Annotated in this window: 16 protein-coding genes; 2 read left to right on the top strand and 14 right to left on the bottom strand. The window is 64.6% G+C overall.

Annotated features, from left to right (window positions below):
* Nucleotides 1–8 precede the first annotated feature (8 nt).
* Both MON38_RS20565 and MON38_RS20570 read left to right on the top strand, forming a co-directional pair.
* On the top strand, nucleotides 9–428 hold the full coding sequence (locus tag MON38_RS20565) for a response regulator (RefSeq protein WP_241938034.1): 420 nt from the start codon (nucleotides 9–11) through the stop codon (nucleotides 426–428).
* Between the two features lie 73 nt (nucleotides 429–501).
* Nucleotides 502–825, top strand: a complete 324-nt coding sequence (locus MON38_RS20570; protein ID WP_241938035.1) for a circadian clock KaiB family protein — start codon at nucleotides 502–504, stop codon at nucleotides 823–825.
* A 125-nt stretch (nucleotides 826–950) separates the two neighbouring features.
* Here MON38_RS20570 and MON38_RS20575 read toward each other — a convergent pair whose 3' ends face one another.
* The 14 genes from MON38_RS20575 to MON38_RS20640 form a co-directional block, all read right to left on the bottom strand.
* Entirely contained in the window at nucleotides 951–2,228 is a 1,278-nt protein-coding gene (locus MON38_RS20575; RefSeq protein WP_241938036.1) for a type II toxin-antitoxin system HipA family toxin, read from the bottom strand.
* Between the two features lie 4 nt (nucleotides 2,229–2,232).
* Nucleotides 2,233–2,556, bottom strand: coding sequence for a helix-turn-helix domain-containing protein (locus MON38_RS20580; protein ID WP_241938037.1), 324 nt, complete (start codon nucleotides 2,554–2,556; stop codon nucleotides 2,233–2,235).
* Between the two features lie 450 nt (nucleotides 2,557–3,006).
* Nucleotides 3,007–3,267, bottom strand: coding sequence for a hypothetical protein (locus tag MON38_RS20585; RefSeq protein WP_241938038.1), 261 nt, complete (start codon nucleotides 3,265–3,267; stop codon nucleotides 3,007–3,009).
* Between the two features lie 66 nt (nucleotides 3,268–3,333).
* The gene (locus MON38_RS20590; RefSeq protein ID WP_241938039.1) at nucleotides 3,334–3,921 is read right to left on the bottom strand and encodes a nucleotidyl transferase AbiEii/AbiGii toxin family protein; all 588 of its coding nucleotides are present in this window, start codon (nucleotides 3,919–3,921) and stop codon (nucleotides 3,334–3,336) included.
* An 82-nt stretch (nucleotides 3,922–4,003) separates the two neighbouring features.
* Nucleotides 4,004–4,780 carry a DUF6577 family protein gene (locus tag MON38_RS20595; RefSeq protein WP_241938040.1) on the bottom strand — a complete coding sequence of 259 codons (777 nt, stop codon included), beginning with the start codon at nucleotides 4,778–4,780 and terminating at the stop codon, nucleotides 4,004–4,006.
* Nucleotides 4,781–4,833: 53 nt separating this feature from the next.
* Nucleotides 4,834–5,133 (bottom strand): hypothetical protein, encoded by a 300-nt coding sequence (locus MON38_RS20600; protein ID WP_241938041.1) that lies wholly within the window; start codon nucleotides 5,131–5,133, stop codon nucleotides 4,834–4,836.
* A 395-nt stretch (nucleotides 5,134–5,528) separates the two neighbouring features.
* Nucleotides 5,529–6,113 (bottom strand): AraC family transcriptional regulator, encoded by a 585-nt coding sequence (locus MON38_RS20605; RefSeq protein ID WP_241938042.1) that lies wholly within the window; start codon nucleotides 6,111–6,113, stop codon nucleotides 5,529–5,531.
* Between the two features lie 9 nt (nucleotides 6,114–6,122).
* Entirely contained in the window at nucleotides 6,123–9,344 is a 3,222-nt protein-coding gene (locus tag MON38_RS20610) for an efflux RND transporter permease subunit (protein WP_241938043.1), read from the bottom strand.
* A 3-nt stretch (nucleotides 9,345–9,347) separates the two neighbouring features.
* Nucleotides 9,348–10,076, bottom strand: coding sequence for a hypothetical protein (locus tag MON38_RS20615; protein WP_241938044.1), 729 nt, complete (start codon nucleotides 10,074–10,076; stop codon nucleotides 9,348–9,350).
* Nucleotides 10,077–10,102: 26 nt separating this feature from the next.
* Nucleotides 10,103–10,606: a YybH family protein gene (locus MON38_RS20620; protein ID WP_241938045.1), complete on the bottom strand. Its 504-nt coding sequence runs from the start codon at nucleotides 10,604–10,606 to the stop codon at nucleotides 10,103–10,105.
* 18 nt (nucleotides 10,607–10,624) lie between these two features.
* On the bottom strand, nucleotides 10,625–11,770 hold the full coding sequence (locus tag MON38_RS20625) for an efflux RND transporter periplasmic adaptor subunit (RefSeq protein WP_241938046.1): 1,146 nt from the start codon (nucleotides 11,768–11,770) through the stop codon (nucleotides 10,625–10,627).
* A gap of 12 nt (nucleotides 11,771–11,782) precedes the next feature.
* A complete protein-coding gene (locus MON38_RS20630) occupies nucleotides 11,783–12,406 on the bottom strand; it encodes a hypothetical protein (protein ID WP_241938047.1) in 624 nt (207 codons plus the stop codon).
* 1 nt (nucleotide 12,407) lies between these two features.
* Entirely contained in the window at nucleotides 12,408–13,652 is a 1,245-nt protein-coding gene (locus MON38_RS20635; RefSeq protein WP_241938048.1) for a TolC family protein, read from the bottom strand.
* Nucleotides 13,653–13,758: 106 nt separating this feature from the next.
* Nucleotides 13,759–14,316 carry a heavy metal-binding domain-containing protein gene (locus MON38_RS20640; RefSeq protein WP_241938049.1) on the bottom strand — a complete coding sequence of 186 codons (558 nt, stop codon included), beginning with the start codon at nucleotides 14,314–14,316 and terminating at the stop codon, nucleotides 13,759–13,761.
* Between the last annotated feature and the right edge of the window lie 60 nt (nucleotides 14,317–14,376).

Raw genomic sequence — 14,376 nt, forward strand, 5'->3', positions numbered from 1 at the left:
TTCGCTGCATGTCCGCCATTTCCTGTGCCCTGCTCGTCGACGATGACGACACCACCAACTTCCTCAATCAGCGCCTGCTGGAGCGCCTCTCCATCACTGACACCGTGCTGGTGGCCGGCAATGGTCAGGAGGCCCTGAACCTGCTGCACCAGCACTGTGAGCTGCCCACTTCGCCCACCTGCCCGGCCCTGATTCTGCTCGACATGAAGATGCCACTGATGAACGGCTTCGAGTTCCTGCAGGCCTACGCCCAGCAGCCCCAGCGCCAGAAGCCGCCCGTGGTCATCATCATGCTCACCACGTCCCTGAACCCGGGCGACGTGGAGCGGATGCAGAACCTGCCCATTGCCGGCTACCTCACCAAGCCGCTCACCACCGAAAAAATCACCCGGATTATGCAGGAGCATTTTAGCTACCTGGCTTCCTGAGCGACACGGGCCTGGGAGTGAGCTCGGCCCCATCTAAATGTATTCTTAATGCATCCACGTCAGATTTTTCTCTGTGTCCGCTGATATATCCGATTCACGTGCCCCGGCAAGCCAAGCCCCAGTAGCGGAGAGTGAGTACGAGCTGCAGCTTTTTATCGCCGGCCCCTCGCTTCGCGCCGAGGCGGCCCTGCGCAACCTGGAAGCCATTTGTGCCCGGTACCTGGTGGGCCGCCACTCCCTAACCGTCGTGGACTTGCTGGAGCACCCCGAGCGCGCCCAGCAGGACGGCATCCTCGGCGTGCCCTGCCTGGTGAAATTGCGCCCCGGGCTCATCCGCCGCCTCGTCGGCGACCTCTCGCAGACCGACCGCGTGCTCAAAGTTCTCGGTTTAGCTTGAGGAAACGGGTGGAAAGCCAGGACGCAGAGCCGTAGCAACGCCCGCACGAATCTTTTACGCAAGCCACGTCCTTCCCCATGCTTTCACCCCAGCCCGCAAGGGCATGGGGCTAGTTGCCGGGCCTTTTACCGCGCCGCCTCGAAGGCGCCCGCCATCATTTCCTGCTCGGTTCGGGACAGCTGCTGCCGGCTGGCCACTTCGGGCCACTGCCGCACCGCGTGTACGACCTGGGTCAGGACCGTGTCGGCCTGGGCGGCCGAAAGCCGGAAGTAAGGCGCCACTTCCCGGGCCAGGTCCAAATCCAGCGCGTTGTCGGTTTCGGAGATGTTGAGCTTGAGACCCTGCCCGTGGCGAATCGGGTTCAGGTCGAAGGCCGGCGAGAGGCACCAGCCCTGGGGCGTGAGCAGAAAGCCGTGGTTGCGCAGGTGGTCGTCGGTGTTGGACACGCAGATGTTGAAGACAATGCGCCGCCAAAGCTCCGTCAGGTCCTCGGCCACGCGGGCGCCCTGCTGCACGAGCAGGCCAGCCAGGTCCAGGTAGCTGGCCCCGTCCTGGTGGTCGGTGCCGTCCTGGTAGCCCAGCAGGGTCATGGCGGAGGCAAAGTGCAGCCGCTCCCCAGTGGCCGTGCGGTCAAAGCGCTGGGAGAGGTAGGTGTGGTGGCGGCTGTTGAAGCGCTGGGCGCGGCCCGTGGCCACTTGCAGGCCGGCCGCCCGGGCCAGCTCGTTCACCACGGCTTCCCAGGCGCCCACGTCGTGCTCGTCCTGGCCGCTGGGAAACTTGGCAATCCAGAGCCCGCCCTGCTCGTCCACCACGCTGGCCTTGGGCCGCGCCCCGCCCAGCGAGGAGCCGGGCGCCACCAGCATAAACAGCCACTTGAGGTAGTCCGGGTCATGAGGGGCGTCCACGCGCTCCAACTGCAGGCTGGCGTGCTCCAGTTCGCGCAGTGAAGTCCACGGCGGGGCCGCCATGGCTCGGTTGTCGTTGAGGAAGGGGCCCGCCGGGTCGGTCTTAAAGCGCAGCCCGCCCATGCGGTGCCCGTCGAAGACGCCCAGCAGGTAATCCGATTCGAGCAGCGGCCGCTCGCGGCGCTCTTCCTGCCGGGCCAGCGCCGCTTCGCGCCGGCGCAGGAGCAGCCGGCCCCAGCGGTCAGGCGAGGAATCCAGGAACAGGCCGAAGTTGGACTGGTCTTCGGGCAGGTACTGGGGGCCGGCAAACAGCTGCAGGGCGGGGTCCAGCGTCTGGGCCTGCGGCAAGGCCAGCCACTGCGCATCGTAGGCGAAGGAAAACACTTCCTTGCCCCGCACCGGCACGGCCGAGAGCGTGCCCATCCGGTGCGGCCCGGCGGGCAGCCCCTGCCAGTCGGCGTACACCAGCAGCTGGCGGCGTTCTACGGTCTTGGCCACGGCGTTACTCGTTGAGGGATTGTTTGGGGGCCCGCGCGCTCACGACCAGTTCGGCATCCTGCAGCTTGCGGCCCAGTGCGTCGTCGGCGGCCAACGCCAGAATGGTCTTTTCCAGGCCCAGGACGAACAGCACCTGCAGGTAGCCGCCCATGCTCACCGTGGCACTCCCCTGCTCGATGGCGTGTAGGGTGTTGCGGCTGATGGCCGCGCGCTCGGCCACCCGGGCCGCGCTCAGCCTGCGGCGTAGGCGGGCCAGCCGGATGTTTTCGCCCGTCTGGGTTAACAATTGCTGCAGGCGGGGCAGCAGGACAACAGGTTCTTTAGACATAATGCGCAATATAATGAGCAATATAATGAGCAATAATACGAAGTTATGCTCAATGTACTGCGCATTATCATAAATCTGATATAGCGGGTTTTATGAACGTATATAGTCCATTTAATCGACTTTTTGTGTACAATATTCCTTGTACCTGCGGAGTGCTGACAATCGGCTCGCCAAGTTGTTGATATCCTTTTTGTCCATGGTTCCCGCCTTTTTCAACGCAGAGATTTCTTGGGTCATCATCCTGTCAATAGTGTCGATTCCATCTGGAAACAAGCTGTTTAGGTCACATTGAGACTGTTCCTCAATAATTTGGAGATAGTATGGATATTGCTCTGGGGCAGACGTGTAAGATAGTTTCGTAAGCCAGTCTTGGAAGACTTCTTTGTCAAATGCCATTTGGCTACTGTTAGAATTGGGTGTGGTACATGCACGCTGAATGTCGGGAATCTATCAGCGCAGGCCGCAAATCTTCAAAAACAGGCCCCCAGGGTTCTTCGTGGCCTTCACCTTGTCGGTCTTGAGCTGGTAAGTAAACTTGAAAAGCTGGTCTAGATGCTTGGGGTCCCCAAGAATGGTGGCCACCAGTTGGGGCTGGGTGATGCCCAGCATGTCCAAGCTTTGCCGAGCCGCGTAGGCGCGGGCATCCTCAGCCGGTTGTTCAAAGGGAATGGGCAGCTGCTGGGGCTGCTGGCGAGCAATGGTGAAGCGCACCGCGTCGTAGGCCCTCCCCTTCTTGAGCAGTTGGTAGTCGATTTTGAGGTCGGTGTGCTCGCTGACCTAGCGCACGGCAATGTCGAGCACCCGGGCCTTGAGTTGGCTGATGTTCTGAAACAGCTCCGGCTCCTTGCCCTTGGGGTCTTTCAGGTGCAGCATCTGCTTGAATTCGTCCAGCGGGTAGGTGCGCGTGCTGGCCTTGTCCTTCCACTGGCTCACAAGCTGATAAATGTGCTTGGCGTACTTGCTGCTCAGCTTCAGGGCCGAGTGCAGCTGGTAGGAGGTAAAGTTTTCCTTGAGGTTGAACAGGAAGGGCCGGATGGGCGCCGCCAGCTGAGTCTGCAGGCAGCCCTTGCCCTTGATGTACTCCACCCGCTGAAACATCCACAGCTGCTGGTAGGTGCGCTCGTTTTCTACCTCGAACATGCGCGAGCCCATGTCGGCCGTGGCCTCGCGCAGCTGCTGGTAGTTCCACTGCCGCCCCGTCAGGGCCGCCTCAATGGCCGCCAGCTCGGCCTGGGTAACCAAGTCCACATCCACGGAAAAGCGCCGGGCCTGGCCCAGCACGAGCACCAGGCAGGTGCCGCCCTTAAACGTGAAGGGCAGCCCGGTTTCGACCAGCCGCTCGACCAGGGTGAGGGCCAGAATCATTTTTCCAGAATGGAAGGGTCCAGGCCGGGGCGCTGCCGGCAGTGGTCCATCATCCACTCGCGGGTAAAAGAAGTTGTCGTAATCATGTGGGAAGCAGCGAAGACAGGCCCACGGCCAGTAACAGCTCGCGGAGGGCCGGTGCTTTGCCCCGCCGCTTAGCGTAGGAAAACAGGGTGCGGGCATCGAGCCGGTACTGGCGGGCGGCCGTGCGGTAAATGGTGCGCAGCTCCTCGCCCTGGTAGGCCGCAAACAGCGTGGGGTCGCTGAGCAGGTCCACCAGCAGCTTCTCCAGGCGCGGCACGGGCACCTCGGCCACGCGCTGCACGGGCGCGCGGCTCACCAGCGGCAGCACCAGCACGGCATCGGGGGTTTCGGCCACGTACAACTCCAGCACGCGGGCATCGGGCTGCAGAAACACGCGCGCTCCCAGCCGGTCTTTCAGGGCGTAGTAGGTTGACTGCAGCGCCTCGGGCGCCACTTCTACCAGCTGCACCGTGCGCATTAGTTGGTGGGTGGTGAAGTCGTTCAGCCACTGCGTGGTCCATACGCAGCCACTGTCCAGGAATAGCTCGGTCGCCAGTGCCTGCCACAGGCTCGCCAGGTCCGGCGGCACCGTCGGGGTGAAGTCGGCAACCGAAGCCCCACCCGGTAGGGCATACACGCCCCGGCCCGCGTGCGCCAGCTGGTTGCGCTGGGTCAGCCGGTGCAGGTACACGTCGAGCGTGGCCTGCTTAAGCGTCGGGTTCAGCGTGGCCACCCGCGCCAGCAGCTCCTTGCGGGAAAGCACGGGCTGAGTTCCGAACCAATCCGGAAGCTGAGCCTCTACGGTTGCCAGGAAGTGCTCGTCAGACGAATGCATACTGCAAGATACGCCAACACACGCCAATAAGTGGCATATCTTTCATACTGCTTTTAAGCCTGTCGTCGGGTGGCCATTCTCAATGCGGTCAGGTCCAACGTGGCCAGGGGTAGGGGAGCGGCCAGGCCTGCCCCGTGAATCAAATCGCGGGCCCAGGCCGCCAGGTCAGTAGCGTAAATCATTGGCCGGCCGGTTTCATCCGCATACCCGGTTATGCCGCGCAGGAAGGCCGCCAACTCGGGCTGCAGGGCCATGGGTGCCTCCGCCAGGGGCTGGTCGGGGCAGGTGGGCAGGAGCAGCGAGTTCAGATAATCCCGCAACGTTTGGTAAGCAGCTTGGCTGGCAGAGGTCATCGATTGAAGGCAGGCAGCAGGTGGCTGAAGTAATTGCAAAAAAGTGACAAATGGAGCGCTATTACTCATGGTGAGCGATGGGTTGACGACTGCATCCGAAGGGCAGTTGGGCGAACCCCTCCGGGCCGGGCTGGCGGGGCTTCGGCCGAGCCTACGCCCCCAGTTGGAAATTCTGTTCCACGTCGCGCCCCTTGACCCCGTCGTTGGACATGGACTCCAGTACGGAGTGGGGAATGAGGTGGGAGCCGGTGGCGTCGGCTTCCCGGAGGGTACAAATTAGGCAAAGCATAAGGAGGTAAAGAGAAGCGTTAGTAGCAAGGTAAACCGCCTTTCCATGGGCATGCGGCTCCTTGCCAAGTATAACACTCCCTTCATGCTCCTCGTTACTTAGCGGGTTACTTAGCGGGTGTCGCAGCATCTTGCACGCCTGTTAATTGCTCGCGCCGGTACTCGCTCGGCGAAGTGCCGGTTTCGCGCTGGAACTGCCGCGACAAGTGCCCCAGGTTGCTGTAGCCCAGCTCCCGGGCCACCCGGCCCACGGGCAGGGTGCTTTCACGCAGCAGGCACCGGGCCGCTTCCACGCGCTGCCGGATGACGTAGTGCTCCAAACTCAGGCCCTCGGTGGCCGAAAACACGTCGCTCAGGTAGGCAAACCGCCGCTGCAGCCGCTCGCTAAGTTGCCGCGAAAAGTGGCCGCTGCGCAGCGCCGCCGGCTCGGTGGCCAGCAGGTGGGCAATGATTTCCTTGATTTGCGCCACTAGCCGCTGCTGCGGGGAAAGCTGGTCCAGGATTTCAAAGCCTTCTGCTTCCAGGCACTGCCGCAGCCGGGGCCAGTCGATGGTGGCGGCGTCGTCGCGCAGCTCCACCTCCCCCAGCTCTACGCGCAGCGGCACCAGCCCAAGCTCCACGAGCTGCTCGCGCACTACCAGGATGCACTTTACGCAGACCATGTGCCGGATATAAAGGAGTGTGGAGGCCATGGGTGGGGATTACAGGGCCGGCGATAAATCGTTCTGGTCGGCGGGCGGCGTTAGCGGCTGCGCGTCCAGTTCCTGGGGGTGGTCGTCCAGGCCCACTTCCCGGTGGGAGGCGAAGTATTGGGCCAGGGCCTTCTCCCCTACCAGCCAGAAGACGACCGGCGTGACGATGATGTCGAGAAAAGTGGAGCTGAGCAGGCCGCCGAGGATGACGGTGGCCACCGGATACAGAATTTCCTTGCCCGGCGCGTCCTTGGCCAGCGTAAGCGGCACCAGGGCCAGCGCCGCCACCAGGGCCGTCATCAGTACCGGCACCAGCCGTTCGAGCGAGCCGCGGATAATCATGGGGATGCCAAACTTCTCCCCTTCGTGCTCCACGAGGTGGATGTAGTGCGAAATCATCATGATACCGTTGCGCGAGGCAATGCCAGTCAGGGTGATGAAGCCCACCAGCGAGGCAATGCTGAAGGTGCCGCCCGTGAGCAGCACGGCCACCACCGAGCCGATGAGGGCCAGCGGGATGTTGAGCATAATCTGCCCCACCATGTAGCTGGACTTGAAGTGCGAGAACAAGACCAGGAAGATGCCAGCCAGCGAAAACAGGCTAAGCCAGAGAATCTTCTGCGAGGCCGACTGCTGGCTTTCGAACTGCCCGCCGTAGGTGAGGTAATACCCGGGCGGCAGCTTCACCTGCGCATTCACTTTGGCCTGAATCTCCTTCACCGTGGAGCCCAGGTCGCGCTCGGCCACGTTGAGCGAGATGGTGATGCGGCGCTGTGTGTTTTCGTGGTTGACGGTATTCGGACCCGGTTCATAAACGATGTCGGCCACTTGGCTCACGGGTATCATGGCCCCGGTCGGCGTTTCAATCCTGGTTTGGCCGATGGCGGCGATGTCGTTGCGCTGGGCTTCGGGCAGCTTTACCACCAAGTCAAAGCGCTTCTGCCCATCCAGCATCTGCGAGACCACGGCGCCCTGAAACAGCGTTTCCAGGTCGCGCACCACTTCGCCGCGCTTCATGCCGTAGGCCCGCAGGGCATCATCCTTGGGGCGAATGAGCAGCTGCGGAATCTGGACCTGCTTTTCCACCTGCAGGTCCACCACGCCGGGCACGGTGCCGGCGGCCGCGCGCACCTCGTTGGCGTAGCGGCGCAGCTCCAGCAAATCATTGCCGAACACCTTGATGGCTACCTGCGCCCGCACCCCGCTCAGCAGGTGGTCGAGGCGGTGGGAAATGGGCTGGCCGATGTTCACGTTCACGCCCGTTATCAGGCTGAGCTTCTCGCGCATGTCGGCCAGGATTTCGTCGCGGCTGCGCATGGTCTTGCCCTCCTTCTCCAGCTCCGCTTTGGTCTTGAAGGCCACCTCGATTTCCGAGTTGTTCACCGACTCGGCGTGCTCATCCAGCTCGGCGCGGCCGGTGCGGCGGGCGGTGTAGGCCACTTCCGGAATCTTGAGCATCTGCTGCTCGCCCAGGCTGCCCAGGCGGTTGGACTCGGTGAGCGAGGTGCCCGCGGGCGCGGAAAAGTTGACCGTGAGCGAGCCTTCGTTGAAGGGGGGCAGAAACTCGGTGCCGAAGAAGGGCACCAGGGCCGCGGCCATCACAAAAAGCAGGGCCGTCGAGGTCAAAATCAGCTTGGGGTGCCGCAGGCCCCAGCCCAGCAGGCGGGTGTCTTTTTTCTTGAGCCAGCGCACCAGCCCGCCGTCGGTTTCGGGATGGTCCATCTGCTTCATCTTGGGCAGCAGGTAGTAGCAGAGCACCGGCGTGACGGTGAGCGACACGAACAGCGAGGCCACGATGCTCGTGATGTAGGCAATGCCCAGCGGCGCGAAAATGCGGCCTTCCATGCCCTCCAGCGCGAACAGCGGCAGGAACACCAGCACCACGATGATGGTGGCGTACACGATGGAGTTGCGCACCTCCGAGCTGGCGGCATAGATGACCTTTAAGACCGGCTGCGGATTCGTCCGCTGCTTGTTTTCGCGCAGGCGCCGGTACACGTTTTCCACGTCCACGATGGCGTCGTCGACCAGCTCGCCGATGGCAATGGCCAAGCCGCCCAGCGTCATGGTGTTGATGCTGATGCCGGCCGCGCGGAACACCAGGGCCGTGACCAGCAGCGAGAGCGGAATGGCCACCAGCGAAATGAAGGTGGTGCGCACGTTCAGCAGGAAGGCAAACAGCACGATGACCACCAGAATGGCCCCGTCGCGCAGGGCCTCCTCCACGTTGGAAATCGAGGACTCGATAAACTCCGACTGCTTGAACAGGCGGGTATTCACCTGCACGTCCTTGGGCAGCGAGGGCTTCAGCTCGACGAGGGCTTTTTCCACGGCTGCGGTCAGGCCCACGGTGGCGGCCCCGGGCTGCTTCTCAATACTGAGAATGACCGCCGGCTGGCCATTGACGCTGCCGTCACCGCGCTTGAAGCGGGCCCCGAACTCCACCTTGGCCACGTCGGCCACGCGGATGGGCGACTGCTCGCGGTAGCCGACGATGATATTTTCAATGTCGGCAACCGAGCGCAGCCGGCCCAGGTTGCGAATGAGGACTTCCGAGCCGTTGCGGTCGAAAAAGTTGCCGGTAGTATTCAGGTTGGACTTGCGCAGGGACTCTTCCACTTGGTTCACCGTCAGGCCGGTGGCATTCAGCCGCGGCATGTCGAGCAGCACCTGGTACTGCAGGTTGTCGCCGCCGATGGGAATTACCTGAGCCACCCCGGGGATGCTGAGCAGGCGCTGGCGCACGGTGTAGTTGGCCAGGGTGCGCAGGTCGGCGGCGTTCGTCTCCTTGCCTCCCGAGAGCCCCACCAGCATAATCTGGCCCATGACCGAGGAGATGGGCCCCAGCACCGGCGTAATGCCTTGCGGCAGCTGCTCGCCGGTGGTTTGCAGCTTCTCGCTCACAATCTGGCGGGCGGTGAAGATGTCGGTGCCGTAGTCGAACTCCACGAACACCATCCCGAGGCCAATGGCCGAGTTGGAGCGCACGGCCGACACGCCGGTGGCCCCGTTCAAAGCGGTTTCCACGGGCAGGGTCACCAGGGCTTCCACTTCTTCGGGGGCCATGCCCGGGGCTTCCAGGAACACGGTCACGCGGGGACGGTCCAGGTCGGGTAGCACGTCCACCGGCAGCTGTTTGGCCGTGTAGGTGCCGGCAATAATAAGGCCCACGGCGAAGGCCAGCATCAGCAGGCGGTTCTGCAGCGCAAAGCGAATTATCTTGTCAAGCATGAGTTATTGGGGAAGTGCAGGTAAGAGAAGGCGCAGCCCCGGGCCGGGCCGTAGGCTGTCCACGTGCGCCACAAAGGGCTGAGCGCCGGGGCGCCCGTGCAGGTGCAGCCGCTTGGGGGCACGGCGTGGGGCCGGCGGCAGCAGGAAGCCCACCAGCTCCAGGGGCCCGCGGGCAAACCGGCCGTGGGCTCCCAGCTCGGGAGCCGCTTCGTCGGCCGGGCCGGCGGTGGGATAAGCGGCCACGTGCCACCACACCGCCAGCGGCTCGCCCAGCAGCCGAAAGGGCTGCGCCCCGCGCGCCTTAAGGCCGGCCCGCGAGGCCGTGGCGTGAATGAATTTGGCCAGCTGCCCCGGCGTGGTAAGCGTGGCCGGCACCGGGCCGGCGTCCCGCCACTGCGTCACCCGGCTCTGCAGCAGCCAGGTGGCCCGGCCCCGAAAGCCGGCCGTGGTTTCGGTGGCCCCATCGGGCCGCAGCTGGGTGGTGTAGGCCTGGCCGGCCACGACCAGTATTTCGCCGCCCCCTTCGGCCTCCCCTACCGCGTAAAGCAGGGGGCGGGCCGTGAGCGTGTCCAGCGCCACCATACACCGGGCACTACCCGGCGGCGACGAACGCAGGCGCCCACTCGCCCGCTGGTGCTGAGCGGCCAGGGGCAGCGTCAGACCAAGCAGCAGGCCCAGGCCGATTCCGCCGCCTTGCAGCGCGGGCCGGCCCCCCGGAAGGCGACGAAACAAGTAATTGTACATGCGCGAGCAGGCGGCTACTTGCGCGCCGAGTTGTGGTTGCTCACGAATTGCCACTGGCCGGCCGCGTTCTTGCGCAGCACGCTCGTGGCTACCCCGCGCCGCTTGATGGGGGCCGGCGTGGCAGCATCCTTGGGCCCTTTTTTTAGCCCGATGGTGTAGGTGTAGCTCTCCGTGGCGAAGGCGTAGGGGCCGTCCACCGTCACGTCGGCCTTGTAGTCACTGTAAGTAAACGAGCTGAACTCCTTGAGCTCGGGCCCGAGGTGATGGTCCCGGTAGTGGGCGTAGGTGCCTTCCCGGCTGCCCGATTCCAGCACCACGGAGTTGGCCGCGAACAGCCGGGTGGTACCGGTGATGTCGAGTTTTTGCACGGCCTGCTGGTACTGCTTGAGCACGGCCCGCACGGCGACTTCGTCGGCCGAAACGAGCGGAGTAGTCGCGGCAGTGGGCGCGGCGGTTTGGGCGAGGGCCGGGGCCGCGAAAGCGGGCACGGCGAGCAGGGCAACGAGAAAACGACGCATAGCTGGCAGGGACAGAAATTACTGATTGAGGTAAATGGACTTGAGCTGGTAGGTGCCGGTCGTGACCACCCGGTCGTTTTCGTTGACCTGGCCCTGCACCAGCACGGTTTGCTGCCCGTTCACGGCCCCGGGCTGCACGAAGCGAATCTTGAAGCGCTCTGGCTCGGTGTGCACGAAGACCACCGGCTTTCCGTTGAGGTCGGTGATGGCGGAGGTGGGCACGGTCAGCTGCGGCTTCCCGCCGCCGGTCTGGCCCACCACCTGCACGTTTACGGCCTGACCGGCGCGGTACTCGTTGCCTTCGGGGGCGTCGAGCTCCAGCACCAGTTGCCGCGCCTGGTTGACAGGGTTCACCACGTTTGAGAACACCACGAGCCGGGCGGGCACCCCGGCCTGGCCCTGCAGGCCTTCAACCCGGAACACGGCGCCGGGCGTGACCTTGGCCAAATCCTGGGCAAACACCTGCGCTTCCACGCGCAGCTTGCCGGGGTTGATGACCCGGAACAGCTCGTCGCCCTGGCTCACCTGCTGGCCCACGGCGAGGTTGAACACGTCCACGGTGCCGCTCACCGGGGAGGTGATGCTGACGCGGCGCTGGCCGGCTTGCCCGTTTTGGATGCCGGCGTTCTGGCGGGCCTGACGCAGGCGCAGCTCGGCGGCCACCACGTCCTTGCGGGCGGCGATGTCGGCGATGCTCTGCAGGCGGGCGTAGTCCTGCTGGGCGGCGCGCAGCTCGGCCTGGGCATTGGCCCGCTCGGTACTGAGCCCGATTTGTTGGGTGGCGTCCAGGGTTTGCTCGATGACGGCCAGCGTCTGCCCGGCCCGCACGGGTTGGCCCACTTTCGCGGCCAAACTCACAATGCGGCCCCCCTGCGGCACCACGATGCGGCCTTCGCCCCCTGCCGCGGCCGACACCGTGCCGTACAGCGTGGCGCGGCTATACGTCGTCGAGAAAGCGGCCAGGGTGGTCTGCACCTGAAACAGGAACTGGCTTTCCTTGGGCAGCAGCACCTCGTCGGTCAGGGCCACGCCGGTGCTGGCCTTGGCGGTGCCGCCGTGGTCTTCGCCTCCGTGCGCCTGCACCAGGGCCGGGGGCGGCAGCAGCACGGTCAGGACCAAGCCAGCCGCGGCCGTGACGGCCAGGATTTTATGAGTGGTTTTCATGTTCGTTGAGCTTTAAGGAAAGGGGGTGCGGCGGCTGGCCGTCAGGGCCTGCTCGGAGGTTTGCATCGCGGGCTCCGGCCGCCGGCGGCGCATGAGCAGGGCCGTCAGCACAATGCCGAGCACGAAGGCGCCGACCAGCGCCAGAATGGTTTTCCAGGAGGAGAAAAGCGAGCCGTCGGCGTGGGCGACCTCGGCCGCTACGGGCAGCTTCTCTCCCACTTTAATGCCTTCGAGCAGCATTAAATCGGCCTTGTCGCCGGCCACGATGTTGGCGGCGAAGCTGTAGGCTTTGTTGGCCGGAAACTGGCCCTCCACGAGGTAAATGCCCGGCTCTTTTTCCGTCACCGCCCATTTCAGATTCGCATCCTCCGGGTTGGTGAGCGTCAGCTTGGCCCCTTTAATGGGGGTGTTGGTGGCGTAGTCGGACAGGAACAGGCGCAGGTCGGCGGGCTTGCCCCCTTCCAGCGGCTCGTAGCGCAGCAGCACCTCGAACTGTTCCGAGAGCGCCGCCACCGAGAAGGAGGTCGCGCCGGCCGGGGTCGACGCCTTGGGCGCGCCGTGGTCTTCGCCCCCGTGGGCGTAGGCTCCGACGCTGAGCACAAGCAGGCCCAGCAGCAAAATCAGGAGTTGTTTCATGTTATTCACCCCGCAGGTAGTTAAGTTCGATGAGGGCCTGACGGTAGTCGCGGATGGTGGTCAGGTAGGTATTCTGAATGGTAAAGGCCTGGTTGAGGCTCTGAATCAGCACGAGGTAGCTGATTTCGCCGGCCTTAAAAAGTCGTTGGGATTGGCTGATGATGGCCCGCGACTGCGGCACGCCGGTCTGCTCGTAGTAGCCCAGCGAAGCCGAGAACTTGCGCGTGTCGGCCAGGGACTGCTGGTAAAGGGTGCTCAGCTCCAGGCGCTGGGTTTGCAGCTGGTAGCCGGCGGCCTGCGAGCGGGCCGTGGCCGCCTGCAGCTGCGAGCGGTAGGTCCAGAACCAGATGGGCACCGACACGCCAAACTGGAAGCGATACTTGAGGGCCGAGTTTTCAAAGGCCTGATTCTGATAGCCCACGGTCAGGGCCGGGGTGCGCCGGGCCCGCACCAGGCTGATGCCCGACTGGCTCAGGGCCACGTTTTGGGTGGCGGCGGCCAGCGTGGGGCTGCGCACCAGGGCCGTGCTGTCCTCGGTGGGCAGACCCGCGAGCAGTGCCCCGCCCGTCTGCACCAGCTCGGGGCCGCTGCGGCGCAGGTCAGTGCTGGTGGTCAGGGCGGCCGTGGGCTGGCCCAGCAGCAAGCCCAAGCGGCGCTGGGCGGCCTGCCGGTCGGCAGCGGCCTGCTGCAGCTGCACGCTCACCTGCCGGGCTTCGGCGTCGGTGCTGATGCGCTGCAGGGAGGTGACTTCGCCGGCGGCAAACAAGCGCTCAGTGGCCACGCGCAAGGCGCGGAACAGGCTGTCCTGGTAGGTGAGTTGCCGCACCTGCGCTTCGGCGAACTGCAGGCTCAGATACGCCAGGCGGGTGTCGCGCAGCACCGAGGCCCGGCTTACATCGCGGTTGCGCTCGGCCAGCGTGATGCCCGCCTCGGCCAACTGGCGCTGGCGCCGGTACACGTTGGGCAGGTCGATGGTTTGCACCACGCCCGGCGCCCACCGCTCGCCCGTGGGGGCCGAGAACAGAAAGTCCGGGTTGGCCGGGGCGAAGGAGCCCCGCTTGAGGGCGCGCTGCTCCTCGATTTCTTGGTTTGACTGCCGCAGCCGCGGATGCCGCCGCAACGTCAGGGCTTCGGCGCTGTCCAGGCGGATGGCGGTTTGGGCCCGCGCGGCTTCCGGGAGCAGCCCGAGTAGCAGCGCCAGCACCAGCAGCACTTGCGCCGCCCATTTGATTTTAATGTACTTCATGTTATCCGATTAGAGCCCGTCAAGGGGCCGCCCACCGTTGCAGCAGCGGACGGCCCGAGACGGAGGAGAGGGTCCGGACGCACTGCGTCCGAAAAACAGGCTCCGCCTACGCCTTTTTCACGAGGGCCATGCCGCACTTGGGGCAGCTGCCCGGCTTGGTGCTGGCGCTGCCTTCGCACTTCATGGGGCACTCGTACGCCGCGCCGACGGCCTTGCTGCCCGGGGCGGCGGCGTCGAGCTTGTCGAAGCGGGTGTTGATGGCCTTGCCGTCGGCTTTCAGGCTGACGATGGCCGTGCGCACTTTGGCCCCGGCGGGCAGCTTGGCCACCAGGTGGTCGTCGCCCCAGGCTGTCAGTGCCACCGTGGTGGTTTTGTTGTCGGTTGTTTGCACCATCACCGTGCCCGAAAGCGACTTATTGGGCACCGGGGCCATCTTGGCCGCCAGCAGGTATATGTGCAGCTCGCCGGCCTGCTGCACCAGCTCCATGTGGTAGGGGCTGGCCGAGCGTACCACCCCGCCGTGCGGGGCCACGTGGGCGTGGGTTTCGCCGGGGGCCATGTGGGCGTCCGCCTTGCCATCGGCGTGGGAATGCTGGGCCTGCGAGGCCAGCGGCGTCAGGGCGAAAAGGGCCGCAACGGCCAGGGAAATTCCAAAAAGCTTCATGGGAAACGGGTAAATGGGGGTATGGTGAGGGGGGAGAATAAGGCGCCGGCAACGGCCATT

The sequence above is a fragment of the Hymenobacter cyanobacteriorum genome (genome assembly GCF_022631375.1).
In the GTDB taxonomy this organism is placed as follows: Bacteria; Bacteroidota; Bacteroidia; order Cytophagales; family Hymenobacteraceae; genus Hymenobacter; species Hymenobacter cyanobacteriorum.